At 63.9% G+C, this 25,335-nt stretch carries 27 protein-coding genes; 13 read left to right on the plus strand and 14 right to left on the minus strand.

The genetic code is table 11. The features are described 5' to 3' along the window. Positions 1–43 precede the first annotated feature (43 nt). Positions 44–1,072 (minus strand): phosphate ABC transporter substrate-binding protein PstS, encoded by a 1,029-nt coding sequence (gene pstS, locus ACZ9AQ_RS14730; protein WP_429204031.1) that lies wholly within the window; start codon positions 1,070–1,072, stop codon positions 44–46. 166 nt (positions 1,073–1,238) lie between these two features. On the opposite strand from pstS, the gene ACZ9AQ_RS14735 reads away from it, so the two are divergent. Continuing rightward, complete coding sequence (locus tag ACZ9AQ_RS14735) at positions 1,239–1,652, plus strand: hypothetical protein (RefSeq protein ID WP_429204029.1); 414 nt, start codon at positions 1,239–1,241, stop codon at positions 1,650–1,652. Positions 1,653–1,738: 86 nt separating this feature from the next. Continuing rightward, the gene (gene ggt / locus ACZ9AQ_RS14740) at positions 1,739–3,424 is read left to right on the plus strand and encodes a gamma-glutamyltransferase (RefSeq protein ID WP_429204027.1); all 1,686 of its coding nucleotides are present in this window, start codon (positions 1,739–1,741) and stop codon (positions 3,422–3,424) included. A 104-nt stretch (positions 3,425–3,528) separates the two neighbouring features. Here the strand turns inward: ggt and ACZ9AQ_RS14745 are convergent, their stop codons facing one another. The 3 genes from ACZ9AQ_RS14745 to ACZ9AQ_RS14755 are packed head-to-tail and all read right to left on the minus strand — an operon-like array spanning position 3,529 to position 6,088. Further along, positions 3,529–4,938 (minus strand): hypothetical protein, encoded by a 1,410-nt coding sequence (locus ACZ9AQ_RS14745; protein ID WP_429204026.1) that lies wholly within the window; start codon positions 4,936–4,938, stop codon positions 3,529–3,531. Beyond that, the gene (locus ACZ9AQ_RS14750) at positions 4,935–5,684 is read right to left on the minus strand and encodes an ABC transporter ATP-binding protein (RefSeq protein ID WP_429204024.1); all 750 of its coding nucleotides are present in this window, start codon (positions 5,682–5,684) and stop codon (positions 4,935–4,937) included. Before ACZ9AQ_RS14750 ends, ACZ9AQ_RS14745 begins: the two co-directional genes overlap by 4 nt. Next, a complete protein-coding gene (locus ACZ9AQ_RS14755; protein ID WP_429204023.1) occupies positions 5,681–6,088 on the minus strand; it encodes a GntR family transcriptional regulator in 408 nt (135 codons plus the stop codon). The genes ACZ9AQ_RS14750 and ACZ9AQ_RS14755 overlap by 4 nt, the downstream gene beginning before the upstream one ends. A 338-nt stretch (positions 6,089–6,426) precedes the next feature. On the opposite strand from ACZ9AQ_RS14755, the gene ACZ9AQ_RS14760 reads away from it, so the two are divergent. From ACZ9AQ_RS14760 to ACZ9AQ_RS14780, 5 genes are all read left to right on the plus strand, one after another. Beyond that, positions 6,427–9,108 carry a type VI secretion system Vgr family protein gene (locus tag ACZ9AQ_RS14760; protein WP_429204021.1) on the plus strand — a complete coding sequence of 894 codons (2,682 nt, stop codon included), beginning with the start codon at positions 6,427–6,429 and terminating at the stop codon, positions 9,106–9,108. A 44-nt stretch (positions 9,109–9,152) separates the two neighbouring features. Further along, positions 9,153–9,836 (plus strand): hypothetical protein, encoded by a 684-nt coding sequence (locus tag ACZ9AQ_RS14765; protein WP_429204020.1) that lies wholly within the window; start codon positions 9,153–9,155, stop codon positions 9,834–9,836. Then, the gene (locus tag ACZ9AQ_RS14770; protein WP_429204018.1) at positions 9,833–10,270 is read left to right on the plus strand and encodes a hypothetical protein; all 438 of its coding nucleotides are present in this window, start codon (positions 9,833–9,835) and stop codon (positions 10,268–10,270) included. The genes ACZ9AQ_RS14765 and ACZ9AQ_RS14770 overlap by 4 nt, the downstream gene beginning before the upstream one ends. Before the next feature lie 17 nt (positions 10,271–10,287). After that, positions 10,288–10,674 (plus strand): hypothetical protein, encoded by a 387-nt coding sequence (locus ACZ9AQ_RS14775; RefSeq protein WP_429204017.1) that lies wholly within the window; start codon positions 10,288–10,290, stop codon positions 10,672–10,674. Positions 10,675–10,795: 121 nt separating this feature from the next. Continuing rightward, on the plus strand, positions 10,796–11,074 hold the full coding sequence (locus ACZ9AQ_RS14780; protein WP_429204016.1) for a PAAR domain-containing protein: 279 nt from the start codon (positions 10,796–10,798) through the stop codon (positions 11,072–11,074). 314 nt (positions 11,075–11,388) lie between these two features. Here the strand turns inward: ACZ9AQ_RS14780 and ACZ9AQ_RS14785 are convergent, their stop codons facing one another. From ACZ9AQ_RS14785 to ACZ9AQ_RS14800, 4 genes are all read right to left on the minus strand, one after another. Next, positions 11,389–11,973 (minus strand): TerD family protein, encoded by a 585-nt coding sequence (locus tag ACZ9AQ_RS14785; protein ID WP_429204015.1) that lies wholly within the window; start codon positions 11,971–11,973, stop codon positions 11,389–11,391. Positions 11,974–11,985: 12 nt separating this feature from the next. Beyond that, entirely contained in the window at positions 11,986–12,681 is a 696-nt protein-coding gene (locus ACZ9AQ_RS14790) for a TIGR00266 family protein (RefSeq protein WP_429204013.1), read from the minus strand. 47 nt (positions 12,682–12,728) lie between these two features. Then, positions 12,729–13,304 (minus strand): TerD family protein, encoded by a 576-nt coding sequence (locus ACZ9AQ_RS14795; RefSeq protein ID WP_429204011.1) that lies wholly within the window; start codon positions 13,302–13,304, stop codon positions 12,729–12,731. A 241-nt stretch (positions 13,305–13,545) separates the two neighbouring features. Beyond that, positions 13,546–14,595 carry a DUF475 domain-containing protein gene (locus tag ACZ9AQ_RS14800; RefSeq protein WP_429204010.1) on the minus strand — a complete coding sequence of 350 codons (1,050 nt, stop codon included), beginning with the start codon at positions 14,593–14,595 and terminating at the stop codon, positions 13,546–13,548. A gap of 118 nt (positions 14,596–14,713) precedes the next feature. Between ACZ9AQ_RS14800 and ACZ9AQ_RS14805 the strand changes: the two genes are divergently transcribed. The 5 genes from ACZ9AQ_RS14805 (at position 14,714) to ACZ9AQ_RS14825 (ending at position 19,914) form a co-directional block, all read left to right on the plus strand. Further along, positions 14,714–15,622: a LysR family transcriptional regulator gene (locus ACZ9AQ_RS14805; protein ID WP_429204009.1), complete on the plus strand. Its 909-nt coding sequence runs from the start codon at positions 14,714–14,716 to the stop codon at positions 15,620–15,622. A gap of 88 nt (positions 15,623–15,710) precedes the next feature. Next, on the plus strand, positions 15,711–17,063 hold the full coding sequence (locus ACZ9AQ_RS14810) for a hemolysin family protein (protein ID WP_429204008.1): 1,353 nt from the start codon (positions 15,711–15,713) through the stop codon (positions 17,061–17,063). 101 nt (positions 17,064–17,164) lie between these two features. Then, on the plus strand, positions 17,165–17,968 hold the full coding sequence (locus ACZ9AQ_RS14815; protein WP_429204006.1) for an alpha/beta fold hydrolase: 804 nt from the start codon (positions 17,165–17,167) through the stop codon (positions 17,966–17,968). A gap of 6 nt (positions 17,969–17,974) precedes the next feature. Then, the gene (locus tag ACZ9AQ_RS14820; RefSeq protein WP_429204004.1) at positions 17,975–19,531 is read left to right on the plus strand and encodes a hybrid sensor histidine kinase/response regulator; all 1,557 of its coding nucleotides are present in this window, start codon (positions 17,975–17,977) and stop codon (positions 19,529–19,531) included. A 26-nt stretch (positions 19,532–19,557) separates the two neighbouring features. Beyond that, on the plus strand, positions 19,558–19,914 hold the full coding sequence (locus ACZ9AQ_RS14825; RefSeq protein WP_429204002.1) for a hypothetical protein: 357 nt from the start codon (positions 19,558–19,560) through the stop codon (positions 19,912–19,914). On the opposite strand, the gene ACZ9AQ_RS14830 is transcribed toward ACZ9AQ_RS14825, so the two are convergent. Genes ACZ9AQ_RS14830 through ACZ9AQ_RS14855 form a run of 6 tightly spaced genes read right to left on the minus strand, consistent with a single transcriptional unit; the run spans position 19,911 to position 25,087 of the window. Next, positions 19,911–20,987 (minus strand): AI-2E family transporter, encoded by a 1,077-nt coding sequence (locus ACZ9AQ_RS14830; protein WP_429204001.1) that lies wholly within the window; start codon positions 20,985–20,987, stop codon positions 19,911–19,913. The genes ACZ9AQ_RS14825 and ACZ9AQ_RS14830 overlap by 4 nt on opposite strands. A gap of 29 nt (positions 20,988–21,016) precedes the next feature. Further along, a complete protein-coding gene (locus ACZ9AQ_RS14835) occupies positions 21,017–21,619 on the minus strand; it encodes an SCO family protein (RefSeq protein WP_429203999.1) in 603 nt (200 codons plus the stop codon). A 14-nt stretch (positions 21,620–21,633) separates the two neighbouring features. Next, positions 21,634–22,527: a heme o synthase gene (gene cyoE / locus ACZ9AQ_RS14840; protein WP_429203997.1), complete on the minus strand. Its 894-nt coding sequence runs from the start codon at positions 22,525–22,527 to the stop codon at positions 21,634–21,636. Further along, positions 22,528–23,706, minus strand: coding sequence for a COX15/CtaA family protein (locus ACZ9AQ_RS14845; RefSeq protein WP_429203995.1), 1,179 nt, complete (start codon positions 23,704–23,706; stop codon positions 22,528–22,530). 42 nt (positions 23,707–23,748) lie between these two features. Further along, complete coding sequence (locus ACZ9AQ_RS14850) at positions 23,749–24,306, minus strand: SCO family protein (protein ID WP_429203994.1); 558 nt, start codon at positions 24,304–24,306, stop codon at positions 23,749–23,751. Positions 24,307–24,343: 37 nt separating this feature from the next. Beyond that, complete coding sequence (locus ACZ9AQ_RS14855) at positions 24,344–25,087, minus strand: SURF1 family protein (protein ID WP_429203992.1); 744 nt, start codon at positions 25,085–25,087, stop codon at positions 24,344–24,346. A 33-nt stretch (positions 25,088–25,120) separates the two neighbouring features. On the opposite strand from ACZ9AQ_RS14855, the gene ACZ9AQ_RS14860 reads away from it, so the two are divergent. Beyond that, positions 25,121–25,321, plus strand: a complete 201-nt coding sequence (locus tag ACZ9AQ_RS14860; RefSeq protein WP_429203990.1) for a twin transmembrane helix small protein — start codon at positions 25,121–25,123, stop codon at positions 25,319–25,321. The last annotated feature ends 14 nt before the right edge of the window (positions 25,322–25,335 follow it).

Raw genomic sequence — 25,335 nt, forward strand, 5'->3', positions numbered from 1 at the left:
GATCCGGCAGCCAGGCTGCCGGATCGATTGCCGTGAAGGCGAGTTACAGGATGGCCTTGCCCGAGGCATCCTTCAGGTTGGCTTTCCAGGCGTCCTGCACTTGCTTGACGACGCTGGCCGGCATCGGCACGTAGTCCAGCTCGGCAGCTGCCGGGGCGCCGTTCTTGAACGACCAGTCGAAGAACTTCACGACTTCCCGGCCTTTGCTGGCGTCGGCCTGGGTCTTGTGCATCAGGATGTACGACACGCCGGTGATCGGCCAGCTCTGCTTGCCGGCGCCGTCGGTCAGCACCACGCCGAAGCCGGGAGCCTTGGTCCACTCGGCGTTGGCGGCGGCGGCCTTGAACACGTCGTCCGACGGTTGCAGGTCGACGCCTTCCCTGTTGCGCAACTGGGTGTGCGACAGCTTGTTCTTCTTGGCATAGGCCCACTCGACGTAGCCGATCGCGCCCTTGATACGCTGCACGTTGGCGGCGACGCCTTCGTTGCCCTTGCCGCCCACGCCCACGGCCCACTTCACGGTGGTGCCCGAACCGATATTTTCTTTCCATGCCGGGCTGGTCTTGGCCAGGAAGTCGGTGAACAGGAACGAGGTGCCCGAGCTGTCGGCGCGGCGCACGACGGTGACATCCAGCGCCGGCAGTTTCACGCCCGGGTTCAGGGCGGCGATCTCGGGCGCGTTCCACTTGGTGATCTTGCCCATGTAGATGTCGGCCAGCAGCGGACCGGTCATCTTCAGCTGGCCCGGGGTCACGCCGTCGATGTTGACCACGGTGACCACGCCGCCCATGATGGCCGGGAACTGCATCAGGCCTTCCTTGTCCAGCTCTTCCGCTTTCAGCGGCATGTCCGATGCGCCGAAGTCCACGGTCTTCGCCTTGATCTGCTTGATGCCGGCGCCCGAGCCGACCGACTGGTAGTTCAGGCCGGTGCCGGTGGCGGCCTTGTAGCTCTCGGCCCACTTGGCATAGACCGGATACGGGAAGGTCGCGCCCGCGCCGGTGATGTCGGCGGCGAACGAGGTCGTCATCACGAGCGTGGCGGCAGCGCCGGCGAGGATCTTCTTGAGCATTGTTTTTCCTAACTGGGTTAAGGGATGTGTTGGACTACAGGAAAAAGAATAGCGTCCGAATATGACCTGTTTATGACTTGACCATGGCTTGTCCGTTCGCTGTGTCGCGACCGTTTGCTTGCGGTTTTGCTATCATGGGTTTCCCGTCAAACCCTGGATGACACCGATGCGCACCCTGCCCTGCGTCCTCGCCGTTGCCGCCGCCGGCCTGCTGTCCGCCTGCGCCACGCCCGACCACCTGCCCGACGCCCAGTACACGCTGAGCGAGCGCCAGACCCTGAGCCTGCCGCAGCTGCCGGTGGATTCGCGCCTGACCCTTACCTACGAGGGCGCCGACGACAGCCGCTGCCCGGACAATGCGCGCTGCATGTGGGCCGGCCAGCTGGCCTACCGCTTCACCCTGCGCATCAACAACGTGGCGCAGGGCTTCTGGCTGGTGCAGGGCAAGCCTGGCTTCACCTCGCCCGGCCTGCGCGGCGCCCGCGTCGAGCTCGATCCCTCGTTCGTGCCGCAGCCGCGCGGCATGGCGCAGGCGAAACCGGCCTCGTATCCGGTGGTCTTCAATATGTACGGCCGCTGATGGCGGCGGGCCGCCTGCCGCGGGCTGCACTGGCGTGCGGCCTGGTCCTCGCTGTTTCCTTCCAGAGCGTTGCGGCCGCGCCGGTCATGACCGGCACCGGGGGCGCCGTCGCCACGATCAGCGTTCAGGCCTCGCAGGCGGCGCTCGCCATCCTGAACGAAGGCGGCAATGCGGTGGACGCCGCGGTGGCCGCGGCCGCCACGCTGGGCGTCACCGACCCGTTCAGCTGCGGCATCGGCGGCGGTGGCTTCATGCTGATCTACCTGGCCAGGGACAAGCGCGTGATCGCCATCGACCACCGCGAGACGGCCCCCGGCGCGGTGGGGCCGCGATGGTTCCAGCACGATGGCAAGCCGCTCGACTTCGAGACGGCGGTCGCGAGCGGGGCCGCGGTCGGCGTGCCGGGCACCGTGCGCGGCTGGCACGAGGCGCTCGAGCGCTACGGCAGCATGCGCTTTTCGCAAGTGCTGGCGCCGGCGATCACGGTGGCCGATGGCGGCTTTCGCATCAACGCGAATTTCAGCAAGCTGGTGGGACAGAACGAAAAGAAATTCCGGCAGTTCGCGCCGACGAGCGAGCTGTACCTGCACAAGGGCAAGGCGCTGCCCGCCGGTACGCTGCTGCGCAATCCCGGCATGGCGCGCGCCTACCGCGAGATCGCGCAAGGCGGCGTGAAAGCGTTCTATGAAGGGCCGATCGCGCGCGCCATCGTCGACAGCGTCAACCGGCCGCCGGTCGCGCAAGGCTACGCCGTGCGTCCCGGCGCCATGACGATGGCCGATCTCGCCAACTACGAGGCGCGCATCCGCCCCGCCCTGCGCAGCAGCTATCGCGGCTACGAACTGTACGGCATGTCGCTGCCCAGCAGCGGCGGCCCGACGGTGGCGCATGCGCTCAACATCCTCGAGGGTTACGATCTCGGGTCGCTGCCGCGCGCCCGCGCCGAACACCTGTACCTGGAGGCCAGCCGCCTGGCCTTTGCCGACCGCGACGCCTATCTGGCCGACCCGGAATACGTCGATGCGCCGCTCGCCGGCCTGCTCTCGAAGCAGTATGCCGCCGAGCGCCGGGCGCTGATCGATCCGCGCAAGGCCGCGCCGGGCGCGGTGGCGGCGGGCGACCCCTACCGCTATCAGAACGACTTGAGCGTCCCCCTGCGCATGCAACCGGCCGCCGCCATCAAGCTCGCGCCCGAGAGCGCGCACACCACCCACCTGACGGTGTCGGACAAGGACGGCAACGTGGTGGCGTACACCTTCACCATCGAATCCTGGGGCGGCAGCGGCATCGTGGTGCCGGGCTACGGCTTCCTGCTCAATAACGAGCTCACCGACTTCGACTTCGACGCCACCGGAGCGCACCCGAACGTGCCGGAAGCCGGCAAGCGGCCGCGCTCGAGCATGGCGCCCACCATCGCGCTCAAGGACGGCAAGCCGGCCTTCAGCATCGGCAGCCCCGGCGGCTCGACCATCATCACCACGGTGCTGCAGACCATCGTCAACCACGTCGACTTCGGCATGCCGATGGACCAGGCGCTCGACGCGCCGCGCATCAGCCAGCGCAATGCGCCCGCGACCTCGGTCGAGCCGCGCTTCACGGACACGGCGCAGGCACGCGCCCTGTCGGGCTTCGGCCAGCGCTGGGAAAGCCCGGCCGAGGAAATCGGCGCGGCCAATGCGCTGGTGTTCAATCCGGACGGCACCGTCACCGCCGTCAGCGAAGGCAAGCGCCATGGCGTGGGCACGGCGCTGGTGCAGCGTCGTGGGCACTAGGCCCGACGATCCTCGGTTGCCTGTTGAAGTCGGCGCGCGCAACCTGATAGCGACAGGGTCAAGCGACAGGGTCAGATCACGGCATGCAACATGACTTTCGCCCGTCAATCCATCCTTCCCGCTGGAAAAGCGAATGGACCCCGGATCATGGAACGGTAGCGGCGCACCGTCAGGACGGCGGTCAGCACGACCGACAATCCGGCAGCAGTCGGAAATACCGGCAAGTCCAGGATCCTGCCCACGAATAGGCCCGCCAACAGGCAAGCTCCTGCGATCGCCAGCACGAGCAGCCATTGCACGACAGAATTCCAGCGCGGCCGTCGCGCATGCTCGCGCAGCGGCAGGATGAGGACCGGCAGAGCCAGGCTGCCCAGGCAGGCCACCAGCAGGAGCTCACCCGCGCCGCCGCCGGACAGGGACGTGCACAGGATGGAGGTGGCCGCCGCCATCGCCCAGGCCGCCAGGCTGCTGCGCAGCATCGTCGATGCCAGCAGTCGGTTGAAGCGCGGCGCGGTGGCGGGCATGGCCGGCGCCAGCCTGAGTAGTGGCTGGCCGGCGGGCGAATCCGTCATGCTCGTCAGCAGCATCGTATGCAACTGGAACAGCAATAGCGGCAGCAGGCTCCAGACCCAGCCGGTCTCGACGACCAGTTCGGCCGCCTTCCGATGTCCGCTCAGATGGATGAGTGCCATCATCCCCAGCGCGAACACACCCACGAGGCCGATGACCAGCGCGCTGCCGCCCAGTTGCAGGCCGGATCCACTACCGTGCAGGAGCATCGCGCCCAGGTCGCGACGGCCGCTCGCCCGACGCAGCGAGCGGGCCTGCCACCAGCGCATGAAGCGGCCATCCTCGCGCTTGCGCATCGCATCCTTGTCACGCCAGACATTGCGCTTTTCCAGCCGGCGCCAATGGCGATCGCCCGCGCGCGGAAAGATCGTCCGGATGGTCGCCAGGCCCGGCGCCGCCAGCATGGCCGCCAGCAGCGGCAGGAAGGCCGGATGGGCCATCATGGCGTATGCCCAGTCCGGTATCAGGGTTGGCAATCCCATCAAGGGCCAGATCGCGAGGATCACGACCGAGCCGGCGCCGCTGCCGGTTGCCGCCAGCGCCAGGCCGAGCGACGCCACCATCGCCCAGGCCACGCGCAGGACGATGTCCGACGCGCTGCCTGTATTGGCAAGCGCCAGGCCGGCGATGCAGAGCACCCACACCGTCATGGCCAGCGTCAGCAGGCGTGCACGCATTCCCGGTACCAGCTGGGCATTCGCGGGAGAATTGAGCTTGAAGGCGCCGGGCAGAAAGCCCCAAGCCCATGTGAGGAGGACCATGCTGCACAGTGCGTTTGCGCCCCAGCTTGCCGCAGTGTCCAGGTCGTATATTTTCCAGGCGAACGCCGCTACCGCCAGCGACAGGACCGGCGTCAGCCAAAGGACGAGCCGATGGGCATACGGGTGCACCTGCGCCAGCGCCGAGCGCCACAGCAGTCCATATTGCGCCAGGCGCGGGCTCACCGGGTCACCTCGATGAACAGGTCTTCGAGGTTCGACGGCGCCCGCGCGCCGGGCGCCACGTGGCCGGCGGCGCCGTCGAGCAGGTCGTCGAGGTCGCCTTCGAGCACGATGCGGCCGCCCTTGAGGAAAGCGACGTCCAGCGCCACGCGCTCCAGGTCGGTGAGGATGTGGGTCGAGAACACCACCGTGGTGCCGCGCTCGATGACGCCGTCGATCAGTTCGGTCAGGAAGTCGCGCCGGCCGGCCGGGTCCAGCGCCGACACCGGTTCGTCCAGCACCAGCAGCTCGGGATCGTGGGCCAGCGCGCGGATGATCGACAGGCGCTGCTGCTCGCCGCCGGACAGGCGCCGGATCGGTTTATTGCGCATGGCGAGGTCGATGCCCCAGCGGCCCAGCAAGCCCTCGACCTTGGCATCGTTCCAGCGCGGATACAGCGCCTTGAAGTAGTCCAGCATTTGCAGCGGCGTCATCCAGTCAAACAGGTCGGACTTCTGCGGAACGTAGCCGATGCGGGCGCGGGTCGCCTCCGACAGCGCGTCGGGAGACTCGCCGAACAGCGCGATGCTGCCGCCGTCGATCTCGCGCAGGCCCAGCAGGCATTCCATCAGGGTCGACTTGCCGGCGCCGTTACGCCCCAGCAGGCCGACCACCTGGCCCGGTCCGACTTCCCAGTCGAGGCCGTCGAGTACGGTCTTGCTGCCGAAGCGCCTGGCGACGCCGCGCATCTGGATCGGGAGTACGGTCAAGGTGATTCCTTCAAGATGGTTGTGAAGAGGGACAGAACGGTGTCGGGATCGAGTTCGAGCTCGCGCGCCTCACGCGCGGCGCGTTCCAGCGCGGGACGCAGCAGCGCCAGGCGCTCGCCGCCAGCGCTCGCCCCGCCCCTGCCGGCCGGCCGGTCGGCGACGATCATGCCGATGCCGCGCCTGCGCTCCAGCAGGCTTTCCAGCTCGAGCAGGCCATACGCCTTGGACACCGTCATCGGATTGACGGCAAGCTGCAGCGCGACCTCGCGCACCGACGGCAGCGCATCGCCCGGCGCCAGATGGCCGCCGGCTACCAGCCGACGCACCTGCTCGACCAGTTGCCGGTAGATCGGCTCGGTAGAACCAGGGACGATCGAGAACAGTTGGGGAGAATGGCTGGACATCGCGTATTAGTGTATTAGTTGGTTAATACACTAAGCGATCATGATCTGCTCGTCAATAGCGGTCGAGATTTTATCCGCCATGGGTACGCGCACTTCCAGCGCATTGAGCGCACGTTGTCGATGTCCGCCTCCTTGCGGCCGGCATCAGCCACAGGAGACCATCCACAGCGCAGGGATCGGAACGATCATGGATAAGGCCGGCGTGGAAACTGCCTAAAGGATCCAGACATGACGCAGAGAAACAAGCTGATGTCGGTCAAATTCCGGTTGGCAGCGGCAGGGTAACGTGACCGCTGAATTCTTAAGTGCGCTATGACCACAGCCATTGGAGGCGATGAATGGGTGAAAGCCAGGGAATCGCGGTCGGCGCCGCGTTGTCAGCGTTCAGCGGCGCATCCCAACACAACCGGCTCATGCGGCTCGACTTTCCATTTAAGGACGGGCCACCTGCGGTCCTTCTGCCGAACAAGCTGGTCGCGCATGAGGAGGTGTCGCGCAGTTTCCGCTTTGACATCGAGGTGCTGTCGGACGATCCGCGCATCCCGCTGAAACTGTTGATGGGCCGGATGGTGACCATCTCCCTGGTGCGGGAAGACGGATCGCTGCGCTACTTCAACGGCCATATCACCGAGTTCCGCTTCCTGCGCAGCGATGGCGGCTTCGCGTTTTACCGGATGGTGCTCGAACCCTGGCTCGCCTTCGGGCGCCTGCGCAAGGACAGCAGGTCGTTCCACAATAAAAGCGTGCGGGAGATTACCGAGGAAACCCTGAAGCATTACCGCCAGGCCCACTGGCACATGTATACGATGATCGACGAGTCGAAGCTGACCGTTGCCAACCAGTATAACGAGACCGACTACAACCACCTGCACCGGCGCTGGGAAGCGCTTGGCCTGCACTACTGGTACGAACATACATTCGACGGCCACAAGCTCATGATCTCGGACAACAGCTTCCTGGCCTGGCCGATCGACGAGGAAGCGTACGTCATCTCGTTCCACGACCAGGGCGGCTCGCGCGAGGACGACGGGGTTCACGCGTGGACGGCCATCCGCCGGCTTGGTTCGGGCAAGACCACGCTCGCCTCGTTCGACTACAAGAATCCGAGGGCGCAACGCGTTGAAGCTCCTTCGGTCAACCGGCAAGGTGACTTCTTAACCTACGAAATCTACGAGGACCTCGGTGCCTATGGCTTTCGTTTGCTCCGCGAGGGAGAGCAACTGGCTGGGCGGCGCATGGACGAGGCGGAGAAAGACACGCAATACTTCGAGGCTGCCGGCAACGAAAGGTTCGTGCTGCCCGGCCGCACGTTCAAGCTCGGCGGCCACTTCAGCGCCGAGACGCGCTCGCGCGAGTACGACGCCGAACCGCGCCGCGGCATCGGCGACCGCTATTACCTGATCCTGTCCGCCGACCACGAGGTATCGAACAATTACCAGGCCGGCCCGGGCGCACCTTCGCACTACGAAAACCGCTTTACGTGCATCCGCCAGGAGATCCGCTGGCGTCCCGGCCGCAACTTCAACAGCGAGCCCGTCATCTATACGGGGCTGCATACCGCCATCGTCGTCGGCCCGGCCGGCGCCGATATCCACACCGATGGCTACGGACGCGTCAAGCTGCAGCTTCACTGGGACCGGCTGGGCAATTACGATGAAAGGAGCTCGCCCTGGATCCGGGTGATGAGCCCGGCGGCCGGCAGCGAATTCGGGCAGATCCGGTTGCCGCGTGTCGGCGAGGAAGTAGCAGTTATCTACCCTAACGGGAATATCGACCATCCGCTCGTACTCGGCGCGCTCTACAACCAGGCACACATGCCGCCGTGGTCGCTGCCGCAGCAGCAGTCGCTCGCCGGCCTGCGCAGCCGGGAGCTTGGGGGCGGAGGGCGCGGCAATCACCTTGTCCTCGACGACACGAAAGACAAGATCCAGGCCCAGCTGAAGAGCGACCATCAATGCAGCCAGTTGTCGCTCGGCCACATTACGCGCATCGAAGACACCAGCGGGCGCAAGGACGCACGCGGCGAAGGCTGGGAACTGCGCACCGATGGCCATGGAGTGGCACGTGTAGCCAAGGGGCTGCTCATCACGACCGAAGCGCGGCAGGCAGCGCGTGGCCCAATCAAGGACATGGGCGAGACCTCACGCCGGCTCACGCTCGCTGCCGAACAGCACAGATCCTTGGCCGAGGTCGCGCAAAACAACGGGGCACATGATGCAGGCAATAGCCAGACTGATGTAGCTGTCCCCCTCAAGATGCAGACCGACGAGGTACGCGGCGATGCCGGGGGCGCGAATGGCTTTCCCGAGCTGACAGCTCCGCATCTTGTTGTCGCCAGTCCAGCTGGCATCGCTACTACGAGTGGGCTCGACACCCATATCGCCAGCGAACGTCACACGGCCATTACCAGCGGGAAAGACGTTTCAGTGGTTGCCGGGACCAGCCTTTTCGCGAGCATTCGCCAGACTTTCCGGTTGTTTGTGCAAAAGGCTGGAATGAAGCTTATTGCTGCTTCTGGTGACATAGACATTCAGGCGCTGTCGCACAGTATCAAGGTGCTGGCTAAACTCGAGATTTCTCAGCAAGCGAATCGCATCACGATCAGTGCCAAGGAAGAAGTGGTGATCAACGGTGGCGGGAGTTATGCCAGGTTCGCCGGAGGATCGATCGAGATTGGCACAAGCGGTTCGTTTGTTGCTCACGCCTCGACGCACAGCCTTCCTGGCGGCAAAAGCATGAACGTAGCGATTCCGATAACCGCTGCCAAATTCGGGTCGTCGCTTGCTGCCGAACAGATGCTAAGTGATCTCACCGAAAGTTTAACTTGGGTGGAATTCAAATTAGTTGATGAAACCGGTCCCATTCCAAACGAAGCCTATGTGCTTACTGACCCCAGCGGCAATAAACATGTCGGGAACGTCAATGAGCAAGGAGGTGCTCGTGTCGAGGCCATCCCTGCCGGGCACTGCAAGATAGAATTCCCAAATCTGGGATCTACGCTTGAAGTTCCGACAAGCTGAGCAAATCCAGCTCGGACGCTCATTTACCTCTAGGATCCTTGATCGTGCCAACGATAAATGCAACCCCTAAGAGTACTAAAGATGGCATTGGCATTGCGACCAAACAGGTCACAACAATTCAGGTTCAATCACCAACTATCGAGATTTTGGTCGGTGGGCCTTATCGATCACATGGTGAAGAACATACCTACGGGCACGTCGCCCTACGCGTAATCACCCCCGATAATGAGTTTGTTTATGATTTTGGCAGGTACAATGGCGAAAGTGGTCCTTTTGGTCAAGGCAGACTTCGTGTGTGGACTAAATTCACGAAATACATCGCCGGCGAAAATGCTACCGGGCGCACAACTACCGGATTCGTTTACAAAATCCCTGCCGCATCGGCAGCTAACATAAACGCCCATTTCACGTCCCTTATTGGCAACCGCCCGGTCTTAAAGGCATACGGAGACCACATGAAGGAATATCGATTGGCAGTGGATTACCATGCCCTGAATAATAACTGCACTACCACGGCGATGACAGGGGTACGCGTTGCGATCCGGGATCTAGATTTCGACGTGCCGACGCACAATATTGGCACAGGCATGAGCTTCGTGGAGAAAGTCGGCGCAAGAGGTGCTGGCTGGCCCAGCCACATCTTCATGCCAGCCGACCTGCAAAAAATGTTAGAAAATAACCCGAAACACCGCCCGGACAAGGTCGAAAAATATGGTGGTGCAAAATGAAAAAGAAAATTGTATCCTTCACTGTTGCATCCTTAATTTTCATCGCAGGAGTTCTTACCTCTTTCCTCTGGAAGATTACAATGGACACAAAACCTTCGTACCGTCTCAAAGAGCCGATGCTGATTTCCAACAGCAGCGGCGCGCCCTACTACATGATCCCTGCAAACACTGTCCTTCACTTCGAAAAGGGATTTGCTGAAGGGCACCAACTCTACAAGATTGATGTATTTTTCAAAGGCGAACTGCCTGCCGACCAGCTGCCGCCGGAAACAGCCTCAGAGTCCACATGGCTCTATTCGCTTGATGCCGACGATGTTCAAAAGGTGCTTCAACAATATCCGTTATCAAAAGAGGATCTTGTGCAGATCATGAAAGCGCGGAAAATGACGCGCGACGATCTGGCGCAAATCGTCCGGGACTGGAAGGATGAGTAGACCCCCAGCATTACAGAATGCAAATGAAAAAAAATGCGGCTGTTGCAATGTTGACGTCAGGATCCATCTTTCTGACATACCTTCTCTTAGCAACTGGAGTTTTTCCCATCACGTCGAAAATAGCATTCAAACTCGAAGAACCACTTTTGATCGAGGGCGAGCAGCAAAAGACGTACTCGCTGCTTCCGGCCGGATTAATACTTTATCTCGATAAGATCTGGGCGGAAGCACATCAGACCTTTCACGTATGTTTTCACTTTAAAGGCGAATTCAGCGCGACTCCTGCAGATCCCAATTCGATTTCACCGCTTTGGCTGAGGAAAGCAGATCGTGAAGCGTTGCCGAAGTTGCTCAACGATTATCCGCTAAGCAAGCAAGAGCGCGTAGTGTTTCCTGCAAGCTAAAAGTGTGAGCAAGTTTGAATTAACACAAATTTTGCGTGAATGGCCGGAAGAACAAAGCAAACTTAGCCCTTAAATTAAGGCTGATTAACTGAACAAGCGAGTTGCGCTTACTGGAAACGCTATGTCCCTAAAAATCATAACGGTTGACGATAAAACCGATCACGGCGGCACCGTCATCAGCGGCTCGCCTAGTCACGATATTCGGGGACGCGCGATTGCAAGGCTCGGCGATCAGGTCGACTGTCCGCAGCTCTACCCTGGAGGCAAACCACATGGGGTTAACAAGATTGTTACTGCCTTCAACTCTTTCACTGTCAATGGCACACCGGTCGCGGTCGAGGGGTGCACGACAGAGTGTGGCTGTAAGCTGATCGGCAGTCAGCCAGTCAGCGTCGGCTAACGCTGCTGTGAGAGACGAATAAAAGCGTCACCATATCTGATTCTAACTATTTATTTTTTGTCAGTTCGAGCGTAGGCGGACGGAAAATCCACTGCCGATATTGGCAGCGGGCAAGTTTAGCTGTCATGTCCCGGCCACTCAGTATTTCCGCCCCTGCTCTTCCTTGCTGATGGAGCCATAGAGCCAATGGTCGACCGTGTCAACCTCGACCGGAATTTCATGCGCGATGGGTACGCGCTGCCGTCCGCAAAAAAAACAGGGACGAAAAAAAACCGGAGCTTTGGCTCCGGTCTTTGTTCAATCGACGTAGCCGATTACAGGTGTATCTTAATCTGCGGCATCAAATCGTCGAAGGTGCGGCCGGTGCCGTTCTCGCCGATCGCATGCATCTTCCACTCGGTGTTGTGGCGGTACAGCTTGGCCATGATCTGGGCCGAGTGCGAACCGGTCACCGACAGGTTGAAGCGCGCCACCTCTTGCTGATTCGCTGCATTGATCAGGCGGCAATAGGCGTTCTCGACGGTCGAGAAGTTCTGGCCGGTGAAGCTGTTCACCGTAAACACCAGCGCCTTGACGTTCGCCGGCACGGCGCTCAGGTCGACATGGATCTGCTCGTCGTCGCCATCGCCGGCGCCGGTGCGGTTGTCGCCCGAGTGCGAGATGCTGCCGTCGCGGCTCTTGAGCTGGCGGAACCAGACGGTATCGATCGCATTGTTCGACTCATCGAACATCACCACCGAGGCGTCCAGGTCGACGGCTTCGGACTTGCCGCCGCCGAAGCCGAAGAAGCCCTTCGACTTGATCGCATCCCAGCCCAGCCCCATCGTGATGCGGCTCAGACCGCCGCCGCCTTCCTTGTCCAGGGAGATCTTCTGTCCCTTTTGCAGATTGACTGACATCGTTATTCCTCCTTATTTTGCGGGCGCCTGCATCCAGGCCTTGAATGCAGTACGGTTACGCGAACATACATAGACCTTGCCACGCCCCGAGAAACGCAGGACCATGCCCTCGCCGCTGGTCTGGCTGTTGATCAGGTTACCCAGGAAGCCGCCGCTGGTGCCGGTCGTGATCGAGATTTCGTAGCGCAGCGTGCTGTCCCAGCACACCACGTGCGAGTTGTCGATGATCGCGTCCTTGCCCGGCTCGACGTCAAGCACCGACATCGAACCGAAGCCCGACACCACCACCTGGCCCTGGCCGCCCGTCTCGGTGACGAAAAAGCCGCCGCTCTGCGCGAACAGCGCGTTGCCCAGGCTTTGCGTGCGCACCCGCAGGTCCACGCCGGAGCTGGCCGCGACGAAGGCGCCATCGCTGATGATGTAGTTGTTCGGACCGACGTCGACGATCTGCATCGCGCCCGGCAGGGTCGGCGACAGCAGGCAGTCGCCATCGCCGCGGACCGCTTCGATATGCTGCTGGAAGAACGACTCGCCGTTGGCGAAGGTACGCATCAGCGCGCTGCCGAGGCCGCCCTTCATCTTGCCCTTGAGATCGAGGGTCGATTCCATCATCACCATCGCGTCGGATTCGCAATAGATGGTCTCGCCCTGCTTCATCGACACGTGCAGGAAGGGATCGACATCCCCGGTCACGGTAAATACTGGCATTTGGCTTCCTTTCATGAGGCGGTCCCATGGACCGCCCCCACAATACCTTAAACGTTCACGCCGTAGTTGCGGGCGAGTGGCCCCAGGCCGCCGTTGAAGCCCTGGCCGATCGCGCGGAACTTCCAGTCGGCGCCGTTGCGGTAGATTTCACCGAAGATCATTGCCGCTTCGGTCGAGCTGTCTTCCGACAGGTCGTAGCGCGCGACTTCCTGGTTGGTGGCGTTGTTGACGCAGCGGATGAACGCCTTGCCGACCATGCCGAAGTTCTGGCGACGCGCTTCGGCGTCGTGGATGGTCACGCCCAGCACGACCTTGTCGACGTCGGCCGGCACCTTGGTCAGGTCGATGGTGACGAACTCGTCGTCGCCATCGCCGGCGCCGGTGGTGTTGTCGCCCGAGTGGACGATCGAACCATCGGCCGATTTCAGGTTGTTGTAGAAGATGAAGTCGCTGTCCGAACGGACCTTGCCCGACGAATTGAGCAGGAACACTGCGCCGTCGAGGTCGAAGGCTGCGCCGTCGGTGGCGCGAATGTCCCAGCCGAGGGCGACTTTCAGCGAAGTCAGGCCTGGAGCTTCTTTCGACAGGTTGACGTTGCCGCCTTTTTGCAGACTGATTGCCATGATGAGACTCTCCTAGTTAATGAACACCGGGTTGCAAACGCAGCGAGCTGGTGTTCTGCCGCTCGCCGCGGATTCTGTATTGCTTCGTTACACGCCGCTTGTAGGGTCGGCGGGTTCCCGCCGACGCGGCGATGGTTGACGGCAAGATCATGCGGAACGATATCGAAGCCGATAACAATCACCGCGTCGGGTCATCGGGTCCAGTGGACCAGATGACGAGCCGCCAACCCTACTCCCTTACTTACACGCCGCCTTCCAGCGCGGCGTGCTTTTTCTTGTAGCGCAGCGAGCTCCACAGCGAAGCCAGGATGAAGGCCACGCCGACGCCACCGGTGATCAGCTCGGGCACGTGCCACTTCATGCTCGCCAGCATGATCACGGCCAGGATGCCGATCGCGTAATGCGCACCATGCTCCAGGTAGACGTATTCGTCCAGCGTGCCTTTGCGCACCAGGAACACGGTCATCGAACGCACGAACATCGCGCCGATCGCCAGGCCCAGCATGATAATCACGACGTCGCTGGTGATCGCGAAGGCGCCGATCACGCCGTCGAACGAGAACGAGGCATCCAGCACTTCGAGGTACAGGAAGCCGCCGATACCGCCCTTCTTGACCGCGTCGCCGACGGCGCCGCCGCCGGACTCGCTCTTTTCCAGCATGCTGCTGAGCATGTCGACACCGACATAGACCAGGATGCCCCACATACCTGCGATCAGAACGACCATCTTCTGCGCTTCTTCAACATAGGTCATGCTGAACATCAGCGTGGCGATCGCGACCATCACGGCGATCGAGGACACCTTGCCCAGCGCGCCGATTTTTTTCTCGAAGTTGCCCAGCCAGTGGGTTTCCTTCTCATGGTCAAGCATGAAGTTCAGGAACACCAGCAGCAGGAACATGCCGCCGAAGGCCGCCACTTCGGCGTGGTGGTTGGTCAGGTGGGTCGAGAACGCTTTCGGATCCGTCAGCGCCAGGTTCCACACTTCCATGGCGCCCAGGTCCGCGGCCACGGCCACGATCACCAGCGGGAACACCAGGCGCATGCCGAACACGGCGATGATGATGCCGACGCCCAGGAACAGCTTGATCCAGAACTCGTCCCAGCCCTTGAGCACCGAGGCGTTGACCACGGCGTTGTCGAAGGATAGCGAGACTTCCATCACCGCCAGGATGGTTGCCACGCCCAGCGCAGTGAGCGCAGCGGTCATGCCGCCATGCTCGAAGCCCCACCAGGCGGATAGCGCGAGGCAGACTGCGGTCACGATAAATGACCAGGTAAAGTACTTCATAAGTTTTTCCCTCTTTATAAGTTATGCGCCAACAGGGTCGGCGAGCTATATTGTATAGGCTGAGCTTTTATTGAAAAAGCGAAGATAATCGAAACATTACTTCCAAAAAACAGAAGCCATGAACCACGCGCTACCCAATTTCCGCCACCTTTATTACTTCTGGGTGGTCGCCAAGGAAGGCAGCATCACGCGCGCCGCCGAACGCCTTGGCCTGGCGATCCAGACTGTCAGCACGCAGCTTACCCTGCTTGAGCAGGCGTTTGGCAAAGCACTGTTCAATCAGCAGGGCCGGCGCCTGAATCTGACCGAAGCCGGCCGCCTGGCGCTGTCCTATGCCGACCAGATCTTTCTACTGGGAGAGCAGATGCAGGAGGCGCTGGACGCGTCGGACAGCGCGCGCATCCGGCTTGCGGTGGGCATCTCGGATTCGCTGCCCAAGTTCACCGCCTACCGCCTGCTCGAGGTGACGACCCAGCTCGCCACGCCGGTGCGGCTGGTTTGCCACGAAGACGAGTACGAAGCCCTGCTGGGCGACCTGGCCCTGCACAAGCTGGACGTGGTGCTGACCGACCGCGCGGTGCCGACCGGGACCACCCTGCGCGTGTTCAGCCACCTGCTGTCCGAGAACGAGATGTTCGTGGTCGGCGCCCCGGCCCTGGCCAACGACTACCGCGCGGGGTTCCCGGCCTCGCTGCACGGCGCCCCGATCCTGCTCCCGACCCGCAACAATGCCCTGCGCGGCAAGATCGACGACTGGTTCGAGCGCCATGCGATCCGGCCCGACGTGGTCGGCGAGTTCGAGGACAACGCCCTGCTCAACACCTTCGGCCGGCGCGGGCTTGGCCTGTTCTTCACCCCGGCCGCGCCGGTGGCCGACATCAAGGTCCAGCTCGGGGCCGAACTGGTGGGCCGGGTGCCCGAGGTGCGCGAGCACTTCTATGCGATCTCGAACGAACGCAAGATCAAGCATCCGGCGGTCGAGGCCATCCTGGCCGCCGTGCACAGGGAAGCGCTGGGCGCGGAGTAAGCGCCTATCCCGGTAGATGGGACAGGCTCCAAGGACGGGGCAGGTTGTACAATGACCCCTGGCTTTGCCTTTTGTTAATACAACCAGCATGGAAAACATTTTATTCGTCGTTCTGGCGTTCTTTTTGGTGGCGCTGAACGGCTTTTTCGTGGCGGCCGAGTTCAGTATCGTCACGCTGCGCAAGACCCGGGTGCGCGCGATCGCCAAGACCACCGGCCTGCGCGGACGCATCCTGTCCAAGGTCCACGGCCAGCTCGACGCCTACCTGTCGGCCTGCCAGCTCGGCATCACCCTGGCCTCGCTGGGCCTGGGCTGGGTCGGCGAGCCGGCCTTCGCCAGCCTGCTCGAGCCGGTGTTCGCCTTCGTCGGCGTCACCTCCGAGGAACTGATCCGCGGCGTGTCCTTCGTCGTCGCCTTCTCGGTGATCTCCTTCCTGCACATCGTGATCGGCGAGCTGGCGCCCAAGTCGCTGGCGATCCGGCTGCCGGAATCGGTGGCCCTGTGGTGCGCGATGCCGCTGTATGGCTTTTATTGGGCAATGTACCCGGCGATCGCCCTGCTCAATGCCAGCGCCAACGGCGTGCTGCGCATGGCCGGCCTGGCCGGCGCCGGCGGCCACGACACCCATTACTCGCTCGACGAGCTCAAGCTCATCCTGCGCACCAATACCAACACCACCACGCCGGGCGAGAAGATCACCCAGGACGACCGCAACATCCTGGCCCAGTCGCTCGACTTCAGCACGCTGCAGGTATCCGAGCTGATGCGGCCGATCAACGAAGTCAGTGCCCTGTACGCCAGCCGCTCGCTGGAAGAGAACCTGGAAACCGTGCGGCGCAACCGCTTTTCGCGCTACCCGTATTTCGACGCGCAAGGCGAGGAGGTGCTGGGCATCATTCACCTGAAAGACCTGTATTTCGCGCTGCAGGCGGGCCGTCCGGTCACCGACCTGACGCAGTTCCTGCGCCCGGTCGAATCGATCTCGGCGCGCACCCCGGCCCAGGACATCTTCCGGCGCTTCCGCGGCGGCGCGCCGCACTTCGCCATGATCGGCGAAAAAGGCAAGCGTCCGGTCGGCTTCGTCACCCTGGACAACCTGCTGGGGGCGATGGTGGGCGAGATCCGCGACGAGTTCCGGATGAACGAAAACGACTGGCTCAAGCAGCCGGACGGCACCTATATCGGCAAGGCCAGCCTGCCGATCTTCTCGCTCGAACGCCTGCTCGCGATCGACATCGACAATGAGCAGATGGGGCTGGAAGACGTGGAATCGGTCGGCGGCCTGCTGATGGAAAAGCTGGGCGACATCCCGAAGCAGGGCCAGCGCATCGCGTTCCCGCAGTTCGACGTGGTGGTCAAGAAGATGAATGGGCCGCGCATCTTGCTGGTTAAGGTCATACCGCAATTGACCCGCGCAAATGAGAACGACGAGCGCGACTGACGCGTTTTCACAACCCTGATCGCATGCCGCCCTAGCTGACATTACCGACGAAAAATGTTATTGTCGTTGCATGTGTGCGTGAAAATAGTGGAAGGCATTGCATGTCCGTCAAGACTCGCAACAACGTCCATGTGACCGGCCAGGGAGCGGCCACGATGGTGTTTGTCCACGGTTTCGGCTGCGACCAGACCATGTGGCGCTTTCTCGCGCCCGCCTACCAGGACCGGTTCCGCGTCATCACCTATGACCTGACCGGCTGCGGGAGCTCCGACCTGGCGGCCTACGACCGCGCCCGGTACGCGTCGCTGCACGGCCACGCCGACGACCTGCTCGAGATCGTGGATGAGTTCGCCACCGGGCCGACCGTGCTGGTCGGCCACTCGGTCGGCGCCATGATCGGCATGCTGGCCGCCATCGCGGCGCCCGAGCGCTTCGCCGCCCAGGCCATGATCGGCCCCTCCCCCTGCTACATCAACGATGGCGACTATGTCGGCGGCTTCAGCCGCGAAGACATCGGCGAGCTGCTCGACACCATGGATGCGAACTACCTGGGCTGGTCGCAGAGCCTGGCCCCGGCGATCATGGGCGCCCCCAACCGTCCCGACTTGCGCGCGGAACTGACCAGCAGCTTCTGCCGCAACGATCCCGAGATCGCGCGCCATTTCGCCTGCGTCGCCTTCCTGTCCGACCACCGTCAGGATGTGCCGAAGTCGAGTGTGCCGGCCCTGGTCTTGCAGTGCAGCGACGACCTGATCGCGCCGCGCACGGTCGGCGCGTGGCTGCACCGGCGCCTGCCCAACAGCAGCCTGGCCGTGATCGACAACGTCGGCCACTGCCCGCACATGAGCGCGCCGACCGCCAGCTCGCGCGCGATCGACGTATTCCTCGCGCAGACGCTGCGCTAGCCTTCGATGAACGCCGCCCTGCCCGCCGTCGAGGCCTTTTACGAACAGGCCGCGTGCGCTCTGCTGGTGACCGACGCCAGCGGCATGATCGTGCGCGCCAACGCCACCCTCCACGCCTGGCTCGGCGCGCAATCCGATGCCCTGACCGGCAAGCTGCGTTTCTGCGACCTGCTGTCGGTCGGCGCCCGCCTGTTCCTCCATACGCGCTGCGTGCCGCTGCTGCAGCGCGAAGGCGCGGTGAACGAGGTCCAGGTCGACCTGCTCACCCTGGACGGCCGCCACCTGCCGGTGCTGCTCAATATCGTGCGCCGTCCCGGCGCCGACGGCGCCTGGCTCGACCACTGGGCCGTGTTCAGGTCGAGCGGGCGCCACGCCTACGAGCACGCCCTGCTGGACGCGCGCAAGGTGGCCGAGGAAGCGCTGGAGGCGCAGCGCGCGACCGACCTGCAGCTGCAGGCGCTGAACCTGCAACTGACGGCCGCCGACCGCCGCAAGGACGAATTCCTGGCCACCCTGTCGCACGAGCTGCGTAACCCGCTGGCGCCGATGCGCAGCGCGGTCGACGTCTTCAGGCTCAAGTACGGGAGCGATGCCGACGAGCGCCTGCTGCAGGCCTTCGACCGCCAGCTGCGCCACCTGACGCGGCTGGTGGACGACCTGATGGACGTTTCGCGCATCACCCAGAACCGGATGCGGCTGCGGCGCACGCCGGTCGACCTGGCGCCGCTGGTGCGCAGCGCGGCGCAGGACATGGCGCCGGCGATGGCGGCGGCGCGCCATACGCTGCGGCTGTCGGTCCAGGATACGCCGGCGGTGGTCGACGGCGACGCCACGCGCCTGGCGCAAGTCGTCATCAACCTGCTGGCCAATGCCGCCAAGTACACGCCGGATGGCGGCCTCGTCGAAGTCGAACTCGCCTGCGCGGACGGCCACGCCGAACTGCGCGTGCGCGACAACGGCATCGGCATTCCGCCGGACGCGCTGGGCGCGGTGTTTAACATGTTCGCCCAGCTCGAGCCGGCCCTCGACCGGGCTCGAGGCGGGCTCGGCATCGGGCTGGCGCTGGCGCGCGGCATCGTCGACCTGCATGGCGGCGAGATCCTGGTCGAGAGCCCCGGCCCCGGCCTGGGCAGCGAATTCACCCTGCGCCTGCCGCTGGTCGCCGGCTGCGCCGCGCCGGAACCATCGGCGGCGCCGGCCGCGCTGGTCTCATGCAAGCGGGTGCTGGTGGTGGACGACAGCCTGGACACCGCCGAGACCATGGCGCTGGCGCTGGAACTGTTCGGCTGCGAGACGCGCATGGCGCATACCGCTACCGCCGCGCTGGAGGTCGCCGCCGAATTCGCACCCGACGTCGCCCTGCTCGACATCGGGCTGCCCGATTACAACGGCTACGAACTCGCCCGCCGCCTGCGCGCCCTGCCCTGCGGGTTGGACACGACGCTCATCGCCGCCACCGGCTGGGGCCAGGACAAGGACCGCACGCTGGCGCTGGACGCCGGCTTCGATCATCATTTGACCAAGCCGATCGATTTCGAGCAGCTGCGCCTGCTGCTACGATGAGCGCTTGTGAACTTCGAGCACGATCCATGACCATCCAGTTTTCAATCCTTTCCAGGCTGGCTGCAGGCCTGTTGTGCCTGGCTTGGCTGATGCACGCGGACGCCGCCGCCTGCGAGCGGCGCTATCCCGAAGCCAACGGCGACGACCGCACCCGCCACGTCCGCCTGTCGGCGCGCTGGCCCGATGCACAGATCCTGCAGAACCTGCGGCTGCAGATCGACCGCGCCGAGATCAAGCAGACCGCGAGCAAGGACGCGCTCAAGACCGACTACGTCTACTTCGGGCGCGCGGTGACGATCACGCGGTCGGCAAAGAACGGCGTCGAGGTGCAGCTGCTGGAACAAGGCAGGGACAAGCTGGTCTGGAAGCTGGGCAGCTGCTAGCGCGGTGCGATGTCCTCGTCGTGCTTGACGATCGGATCCTCGGTCCCGGTCCATTCGCTCATCAGGGAGTAGCCGACCGCCAGCAGCACCGGCCCGATGAACATGCCGACGAAGCCGAAGGCGATCACGCCGCCCAGCACCCCGAGCAGGGTGAGCAGGAACGGCAGGCTGCTGCCGCGGCTGATCAGCATCGGCCGCACGACGTTGTCGACGCCGCTGATCAACACCGTGCCCCAGATCGCCATGAAGATCGCCCAGCCCGTTTCGCCCTGGGCGAGCAGCCACACGGTCGCCCCGCCCCACACCAGCGGCGGGCCGAGCGGGATCAGGGACGTCAGGAATACCAGCACCGACAGCAGCGGCACCGCCGGCACGCCGGCAATCGCGAACCCGACCGCCGCCACCAGCGCCTGGGCCAGCGCCGTGCCCAGCAGCCCGTACATCACGCCGCGCACGGTCTGGCTGACCGTGTGCTGGATCGATTCGGCGCCCTCGCCCATCACCTTGCGCATCGTCACCGCGATCACGGCCAGCAGCGCATTGCCGTCGCGGTACAGGAAGAAGCTGACGAAGGCCGCCAGGCTCATCTGCACGACACCGGTGCCGAGCATGATGCCGCCCTTGACCAGCCAGGTGCGGGCCGGCTCGATCATGCGCTGGGCCAGCGCCAGCATCTGCTCGCGGCTGGCGATCAGGTCGTGCAGGTAAGTGTCGATCGTTGCCCCGAGCAGCGGAATGTCGCGGACCCAGGCCGGCGGCGCCAGTTCGCGGTGCTCGACCAGGACGCGCAATTGACCGAAGCCGCGCGCGACGTCGTCGCCCAGGTTGTAGGCCACCATCGACAGCGGGATGATGAACAGCAGGGTCAGGGTGAGCGTCATGGTCAGCGCCGCGACCGTGCGCTGGCCGCGCAGCTCGCGCAGCAGGCGCAGGTACAGGGGCCAGGTGGAGATGGCGACCGCGGCGGCGAACAGGATCGCCGGCAGGAAGGGGCGCAGGACGTAGAGGCAGCCCAGCGTCAGCAGGACGACGATGGCGATGCGGGTGTAGTTTCTTCCTGGTCGCGCTTGCATTCCGTCCTGCGTCGATGGTGTTTACACCATCATAACAGTTGGCGCAGGTCGTGGGCGATCAGCGCCGGGCCCTGGCCGTGGCGCACGAACAGGCGCAGGCGGCCTTGCTTGTCGAACACAAAGCTGCCGGCCGTGTGGTCCACCGTATAGCTACCCGGGTCGGTGCCCGGCGCCTTGGCGTAGAACACCTTGAATTCCTTGGCCACCCTGGCGGTCGCGGCGGCGTCGCCGTACAGGCCGATGAAACGCTTGTCGAAGGCCGGCACGTAGTGCGACAGCAGCTCCTGCGTGTCGCGCTCGGGGTCGACGGTGATGAACAGCACTTGCACCTCGTCGCTCGCCGGGCCCAGTTCCTTCATCACCGTGGCCATCTCGGCCATCGTGGTCGGGCAGACGTCGGGGCACTGGGTGTAGCCGAAGAACACCACCACCACCTTGCCCTTGAAATCCTGCAGGGTGCGCGGCTTGCCGGTATGGTCGGTGAGCGCAAAACCCTTCGCGTAGTCGACGCCGGTGACGTCGGTGTTGTGGAAGGCCGGCGGCGCGCTTCCCAGCTTCGCGCCCACCTTGTCGCAGCCGGCTGCCAGCAGCGCGACGGCCGTGAATCCGAGTACCCCCAGGAGTGTCTTCATCTTTTGACCCGTCATCAGAACTTGAAGTAATGGTCCACCAACAAGGCCGCGAACAGCAGCGACAGGTAGACGATCGACCAGGTGAAGGTCTTGCGCGCGGCCAGGTCGCTGTAGTTGCGGTGCACCCGCCACGCGTGGCGCAGGAAGATGGCGTTGAGCGGCACGGCGGCCGCCAGGTAGATCAGGCCGCTCATGCCGACCGCGAACGGCAGCAAGGTGGTGGCGGCCAGGCCGATCGTGTACAGCCACACCTGCAGGCCGGTGAACTTCATGCCGTGGGTGATCGGCAGCATCGGCAGGCCCGACCGGGCGTACTCGTCGCGGCGATACATGGCCAGCACCCAGAAATGCGGCGGGGTCCACATGAAGATGATCAGGACCAGCAGCCAGGCTTCCATCGGCACTTCGTTGGCGACCGCGGCCCAGCCCAGCGCCGGCGGCATGGCGCCGGACAGGCCGCCGATGACGATGTTCTGCGAGGTGTTCGGCTTGAGCAGGAGGGTATAGATGAAGGCATAACCGACGAAGGTGACGAAGGTCAGCCACATGGTCAGCGGATTGACGAAGGCGTACAGGATCACCATGCCCAGGCCGCCCAGCAGAAGCGAGAAAGCGATCGTCTGCGACTGGCTCAGTTCGCCCGAGGCGGTGGCGCGGCGCGCGGTGCGCGCCATGCGCGCGTCGACCTTGGCCTCGACCAGGCAGTTCACCGCGAAGGCGGCAGCAGCCAGTAGCCAGATGCCGACCGTGCCGGCGACCAGCGTCTGCCAGCCCGGGAAGCCGTCGGTGGCAAGGAACATCCCGATCACGGCGCAGAACACCGCCAGCTGCGTCACGCGCGGCTTGGTCAGGGTCCAGTATTGCGAGAACCGGCTCGGAGGCTTGTGGATGGCGGTCTGGGTCGTCATTTAGGGGGCATGCTGGCGTGGCAACGCTTCGGCAAATTCGGGCGCCGGGGCAGCGCGGGCCGCGTCGAGTTGGAACTTCACCCGGTAGTTTAACATGGTCACCAGAATGACCAGCAGGGCCGCCCCGGCGTTATGCATGACGGCGATGGCCAGCGGGAAGTCGAAGTACACGGTGGCGATGCCGGTGAACAGCTGGACGACCATCACCAGCAGCAGCCGGCGCGCGGTCGTGCCCACTTCCGGCAAATGCCAGGCGCGCCAGGCCGCCAGGCCCAGCACCAGCACCACCGCCAGCGCGAACGCCCGGTGCACCCAGTGGATCGCCACCAGGGCCGAGAACGGCAGGTAATGACCTTCCTTCGTCATGCCCAGTTCGCGCCACAGGTGGAAACCGTGCTCGAAGTCGAGTTCCGGCACCAGCGCGCCCTGGCACAGCGGGAAGGTGTCGCAAGCCATGGTGGCGTAGTTGGTGCTCACCCACCCGCCGAGCGCGATCTGCACGGTGAGGACCACGGCGGCCAGCAGGGACAGGATGCGCAGGCCGCGCAGGCGGCGCACGAGGTCCCGCACTTGCCCCAGGCTGCGCGCCAGCGGCGGGGGTTTCAACAGGTAGTCTTCGCGGCAACCCATCCACACCAGCATCGCCAGCAGCATCATGCCCAGCAGCAGGTGGATGGTGACGATCACCGGCTGCAGCTTGAGCGTGACGGTCCAGGCGCCGAACGCGCCCTGCACCAGCACCGATACCAGCAGTGCCAGCGGCATGGCCGGCTTGAAGACCTCGTTGTGGGTGCGGCGCCATTGCTTGACCGACGTGAACAGCAGCGCCAGGATCAGCGCGCCGATGCCCATCGCCAGATAGCGGTGGATCATCTCGATCCACGCTTTCGCAACGGTCACCGGGCCGGTCGGCATCGCCGCTTCGGCGGCGGCGATGTGTTCATGAGCCAGGAAGGGATTGGCTTCGCCGTAGCAGCCCGGCCAGTCCGGGCATCCGAGGCCCGAGTCGGTCAGGCGGGTGAAAGCGCCGAACACGATCAGGTCGAAGGTCAGAAACACCATCACCCAGACCAGCTTGCGGTATTTATTGGGATCGGCCGACATCCAGACAATGGCCAGCGGCAAGCTGGCGACGAGCAGCCCCATCAGGAGCAGGTGAAGCAGTGATGACAGATCCATGTATTTCTTTTAACTGTGACTGTGAAGCGCAACCGGGAAGGCTCAACCGATGGACGAGGCCTTGAGCAGCTTGGCGATGTCCTTGTAGACGCGGCCCGGCTCCGGCTGGTAGGGGAAGCGCATCATGAGGTTGCCGAGCGGGTCGATCAGGTAGATGTGGTCGCCCTGTTTCTGGCCGGGTGCGACCGGCAGCCATTGCGCCACCGTTGCGGCGGGCGCGCGCAGCAGCTCCATGCCGTCGTATTCGCGCATCAGGACGGTATCGAGCGGCTCGTTGTCGGTGATCAGCCAGACCCGCTCCATGCGCTCCATGTTCTTGCCCTGCATGGTGCGCCACTGGCGCATCGCGTACAGCTGGCGCTGGCATTCATCGTCGCAGGCGCCGCCGCCGACGCGCAGCATCACCCATTTGCCCTTCAGGTCGGCCAAGGTGCGCGGCTTGCCGTCGAGCATGGTGGTGGCCATCTCGGGAATCGGCAAGCTGCGCGCATCGAGGATGGTGCCGTAGTTGGTGCGGCCATCCGGCTTGACGATATAGAACGTGATATAGGACACGATGATCGGCAGCGCGCAGACCAGGAGCACGGCCAGCAGTTTCATGCGGCCGCGGCGGCGCGCGGCTGCAGGGTCATGGAGGTCAGCGATTTTTTCTTGAGCCACGTCGAAATCCCGTTATCACGTAAAAAAGTACGGCCAGCGCCGCCAGTGCATACCACTGGAAGGCGTAGCCGCGGTGTTTGTCGATGCCTGCGGAAGGCGCGGGCCAGTCGCGGGCGAGCACATCGCGCCGGCCGGCGGCCTGGGTCTGCTGCACCACGAAGGGCTGCAGCGTCAGGCCGCTGGCCGCGGCCAGCGCCTCGGGCGTCAGGTTCTGGACCAGGGCGCCGGGCGCCAGCGGCGGCCCCTCGCCCAGCTCCATCACCTTGCCGGCAGTCGACACGATCCTGCCCTTGAGCACGAGGGGGCCGGCGGGCGTGGCGAACGCGGGCAGCTTGCCGTATTCGGCCCCGGGGGGCCGCGGCAGCCAGCCACGCAGCACCAGCACGTGCGTGTCCGAACCCGCTATTTTAAACGGCATTGCGAGATAGAACCCGGACTGCGCCCCGGACCGGGTCGTCATCGGGCGATTGGCGAGGAACACCGGCCAGCCGGCGACGAATTCGCCGCGCAGCAGCACGCTCCGGAATTCGTCGTCCGGGCCGATCCTGGTAGAGGGAGTGAGTTCGAGCGGCGGCTCGGCGGCGCGCGCCTGCTGGCGCGCCTGCAGAGCGGTTTTATGGTCGGCCCGGCCCTGTTGCCAGTTGCCGAGCAGGATGCCGATGATGGCCACGACCAGGGCCGCGGCGAAGGCGACGGGGCGAAAACGCAAGCCGAACCGCATTACAATGAAGCCTCAACCTTTCGCGGGTCCACCATGAAAATCTTCGTCGCCATCGCCTTCGTCCTGATCCTGGCCAGCCTCGGGTCGGCCCTGTTCTTCCTGATGCGCGACAAGGGGCGCAGCAACCGCACCGTCAATGCGCTGGCGATGCGGGTCGGCTTGTCGATCGTGTTGTTCCTTTGCGTGCTGGCGGCGCACCAGCTAGGATGGATTGCGCCGACCGGCCTGCGTTGATTGAACGCGTCGGC

The sequence above is a fragment of the Massilia sp. UYP34 genome (genome assembly GCF_056279385.1).

Excerpts from the sequence above, each read along its gene's own strand:
- pstS (WP_429204031.1), bottom strand. The coding sequence starts at position 1,072 with ATGCTCAAGAAGATCCTCGCCGGCGCTGCCGCCACGCTCGTGATGACG.
- ACZ9AQ_RS14735 (WP_429204029.1), top strand. The coding sequence starts at position 1,239 with ATGCGCACCCTGCCCTGCGTCCTCGCCGTTGCCGCCGCCGGCCTGCTG.
- ggt (WP_429204027.1), top strand. The coding sequence starts at position 1,739 with ATGACCGGCACCGGGGGCGCCGTCGCCACGATCAGCGTTCAGGCCTCG.
- ACZ9AQ_RS14755 (WP_429204023.1), bottom strand. The coding sequence starts at position 6,088 with ATGTCCAGCCATTCTCCCCAACTGTTCTCGATCGTCCCTGGTTCTACC.
- ACZ9AQ_RS14760 (WP_429204021.1), top strand. The coding sequence starts at position 6,427 with ATGGGTGAAAGCCAGGGAATCGCGGTCGGCGCCGCGTTGTCAGCGTTC.
- ACZ9AQ_RS14770 (WP_429204018.1), top strand. The coding sequence starts at position 9,833 with ATGAAAAAGAAAATTGTATCCTTCACTGTTGCATCCTTAATTTTCATC.
- ACZ9AQ_RS14775 (WP_429204017.1), top strand. The coding sequence starts at position 10,288 with ATGCAAATGAAAAAAAATGCGGCTGTTGCAATGTTGACGTCAGGATCC.
- ACZ9AQ_RS14780 (WP_429204016.1), top strand. The coding sequence starts at position 10,796 with ATGTCCCTAAAAATCATAACGGTTGACGATAAAACCGATCACGGCGGC.
- ACZ9AQ_RS14785 (WP_429204015.1), bottom strand. The coding sequence starts at position 11,973 with ATGTCAGTCAATCTGCAAAAGGGACAGAAGATCTCCCTGGACAAGGAA.
- ACZ9AQ_RS14790 (WP_429204013.1), bottom strand. The coding sequence starts at position 12,681 with ATGCCAGTATTTACCGTGACCGGGGATGTCGATCCCTTCCTGCACGTG.
- ACZ9AQ_RS14795 (WP_429204011.1), bottom strand. The coding sequence starts at position 13,304 with ATGGCAATCAGTCTGCAAAAAGGCGGCAACGTCAACCTGTCGAAAGAA.
- ACZ9AQ_RS14800 (WP_429204010.1), bottom strand. The coding sequence starts at position 14,595 with ATGAAGTACTTTACCTGGTCATTTATCGTGACCGCAGTCTGCCTCGCG.
- ACZ9AQ_RS14805 (WP_429204009.1), top strand. The coding sequence starts at position 14,714 with ATGAACCACGCGCTACCCAATTTCCGCCACCTTTATTACTTCTGGGTG.
- ACZ9AQ_RS14810 (WP_429204008.1), top strand. The coding sequence starts at position 15,711 with ATGGAAAACATTTTATTCGTCGTTCTGGCGTTCTTTTTGGTGGCGCTG.
- ACZ9AQ_RS14815 (WP_429204006.1), top strand. The coding sequence starts at position 17,165 with ATGTCCGTCAAGACTCGCAACAACGTCCATGTGACCGGCCAGGGAGCG.
- ACZ9AQ_RS14820 (WP_429204004.1), top strand. The coding sequence starts at position 17,975 with ATGAACGCCGCCCTGCCCGCCGTCGAGGCCTTTTACGAACAGGCCGCG.
- ACZ9AQ_RS14825 (WP_429204002.1), top strand. The coding sequence starts at position 19,558 with ATGACCATCCAGTTTTCAATCCTTTCCAGGCTGGCTGCAGGCCTGTTG.
- ACZ9AQ_RS14830 (WP_429204001.1), bottom strand. The coding sequence starts at position 20,987 with ATGCAAGCGCGACCAGGAAGAAACTACACCCGCATCGCCATCGTCGTC.
- ACZ9AQ_RS14835 (WP_429203999.1), bottom strand. The coding sequence starts at position 21,619 with ATGAAGACACTCCTGGGGGTACTCGGATTCACGGCCGTCGCGCTGCTG.
- cyoE (WP_429203997.1), bottom strand. The coding sequence starts at position 22,527 with ATGACGACCCAGACCGCCATCCACAAGCCTCCGAGCCGGTTCTCGCAA.
- ACZ9AQ_RS14845 (WP_429203995.1), bottom strand. The coding sequence starts at position 23,706 with ATGGATCTGTCATCACTGCTTCACCTGCTCCTGATGGGGCTGCTCGTC.
- ACZ9AQ_RS14850 (WP_429203994.1), bottom strand. The coding sequence starts at position 24,306 with ATGAAACTGCTGGCCGTGCTCCTGGTCTGCGCGCTGCCGATCATCGTG.
- ACZ9AQ_RS14855 (WP_429203992.1), bottom strand. The coding sequence starts at position 25,087 with ATGCGGTTCGGCTTGCGTTTTCGCCCCGTCGCCTTCGCCGCGGCCCTG.
- ACZ9AQ_RS14860 (WP_429203990.1), top strand. The coding sequence starts at position 25,121 with ATGAAAATCTTCGTCGCCATCGCCTTCGTCCTGATCCTGGCCAGCCTC.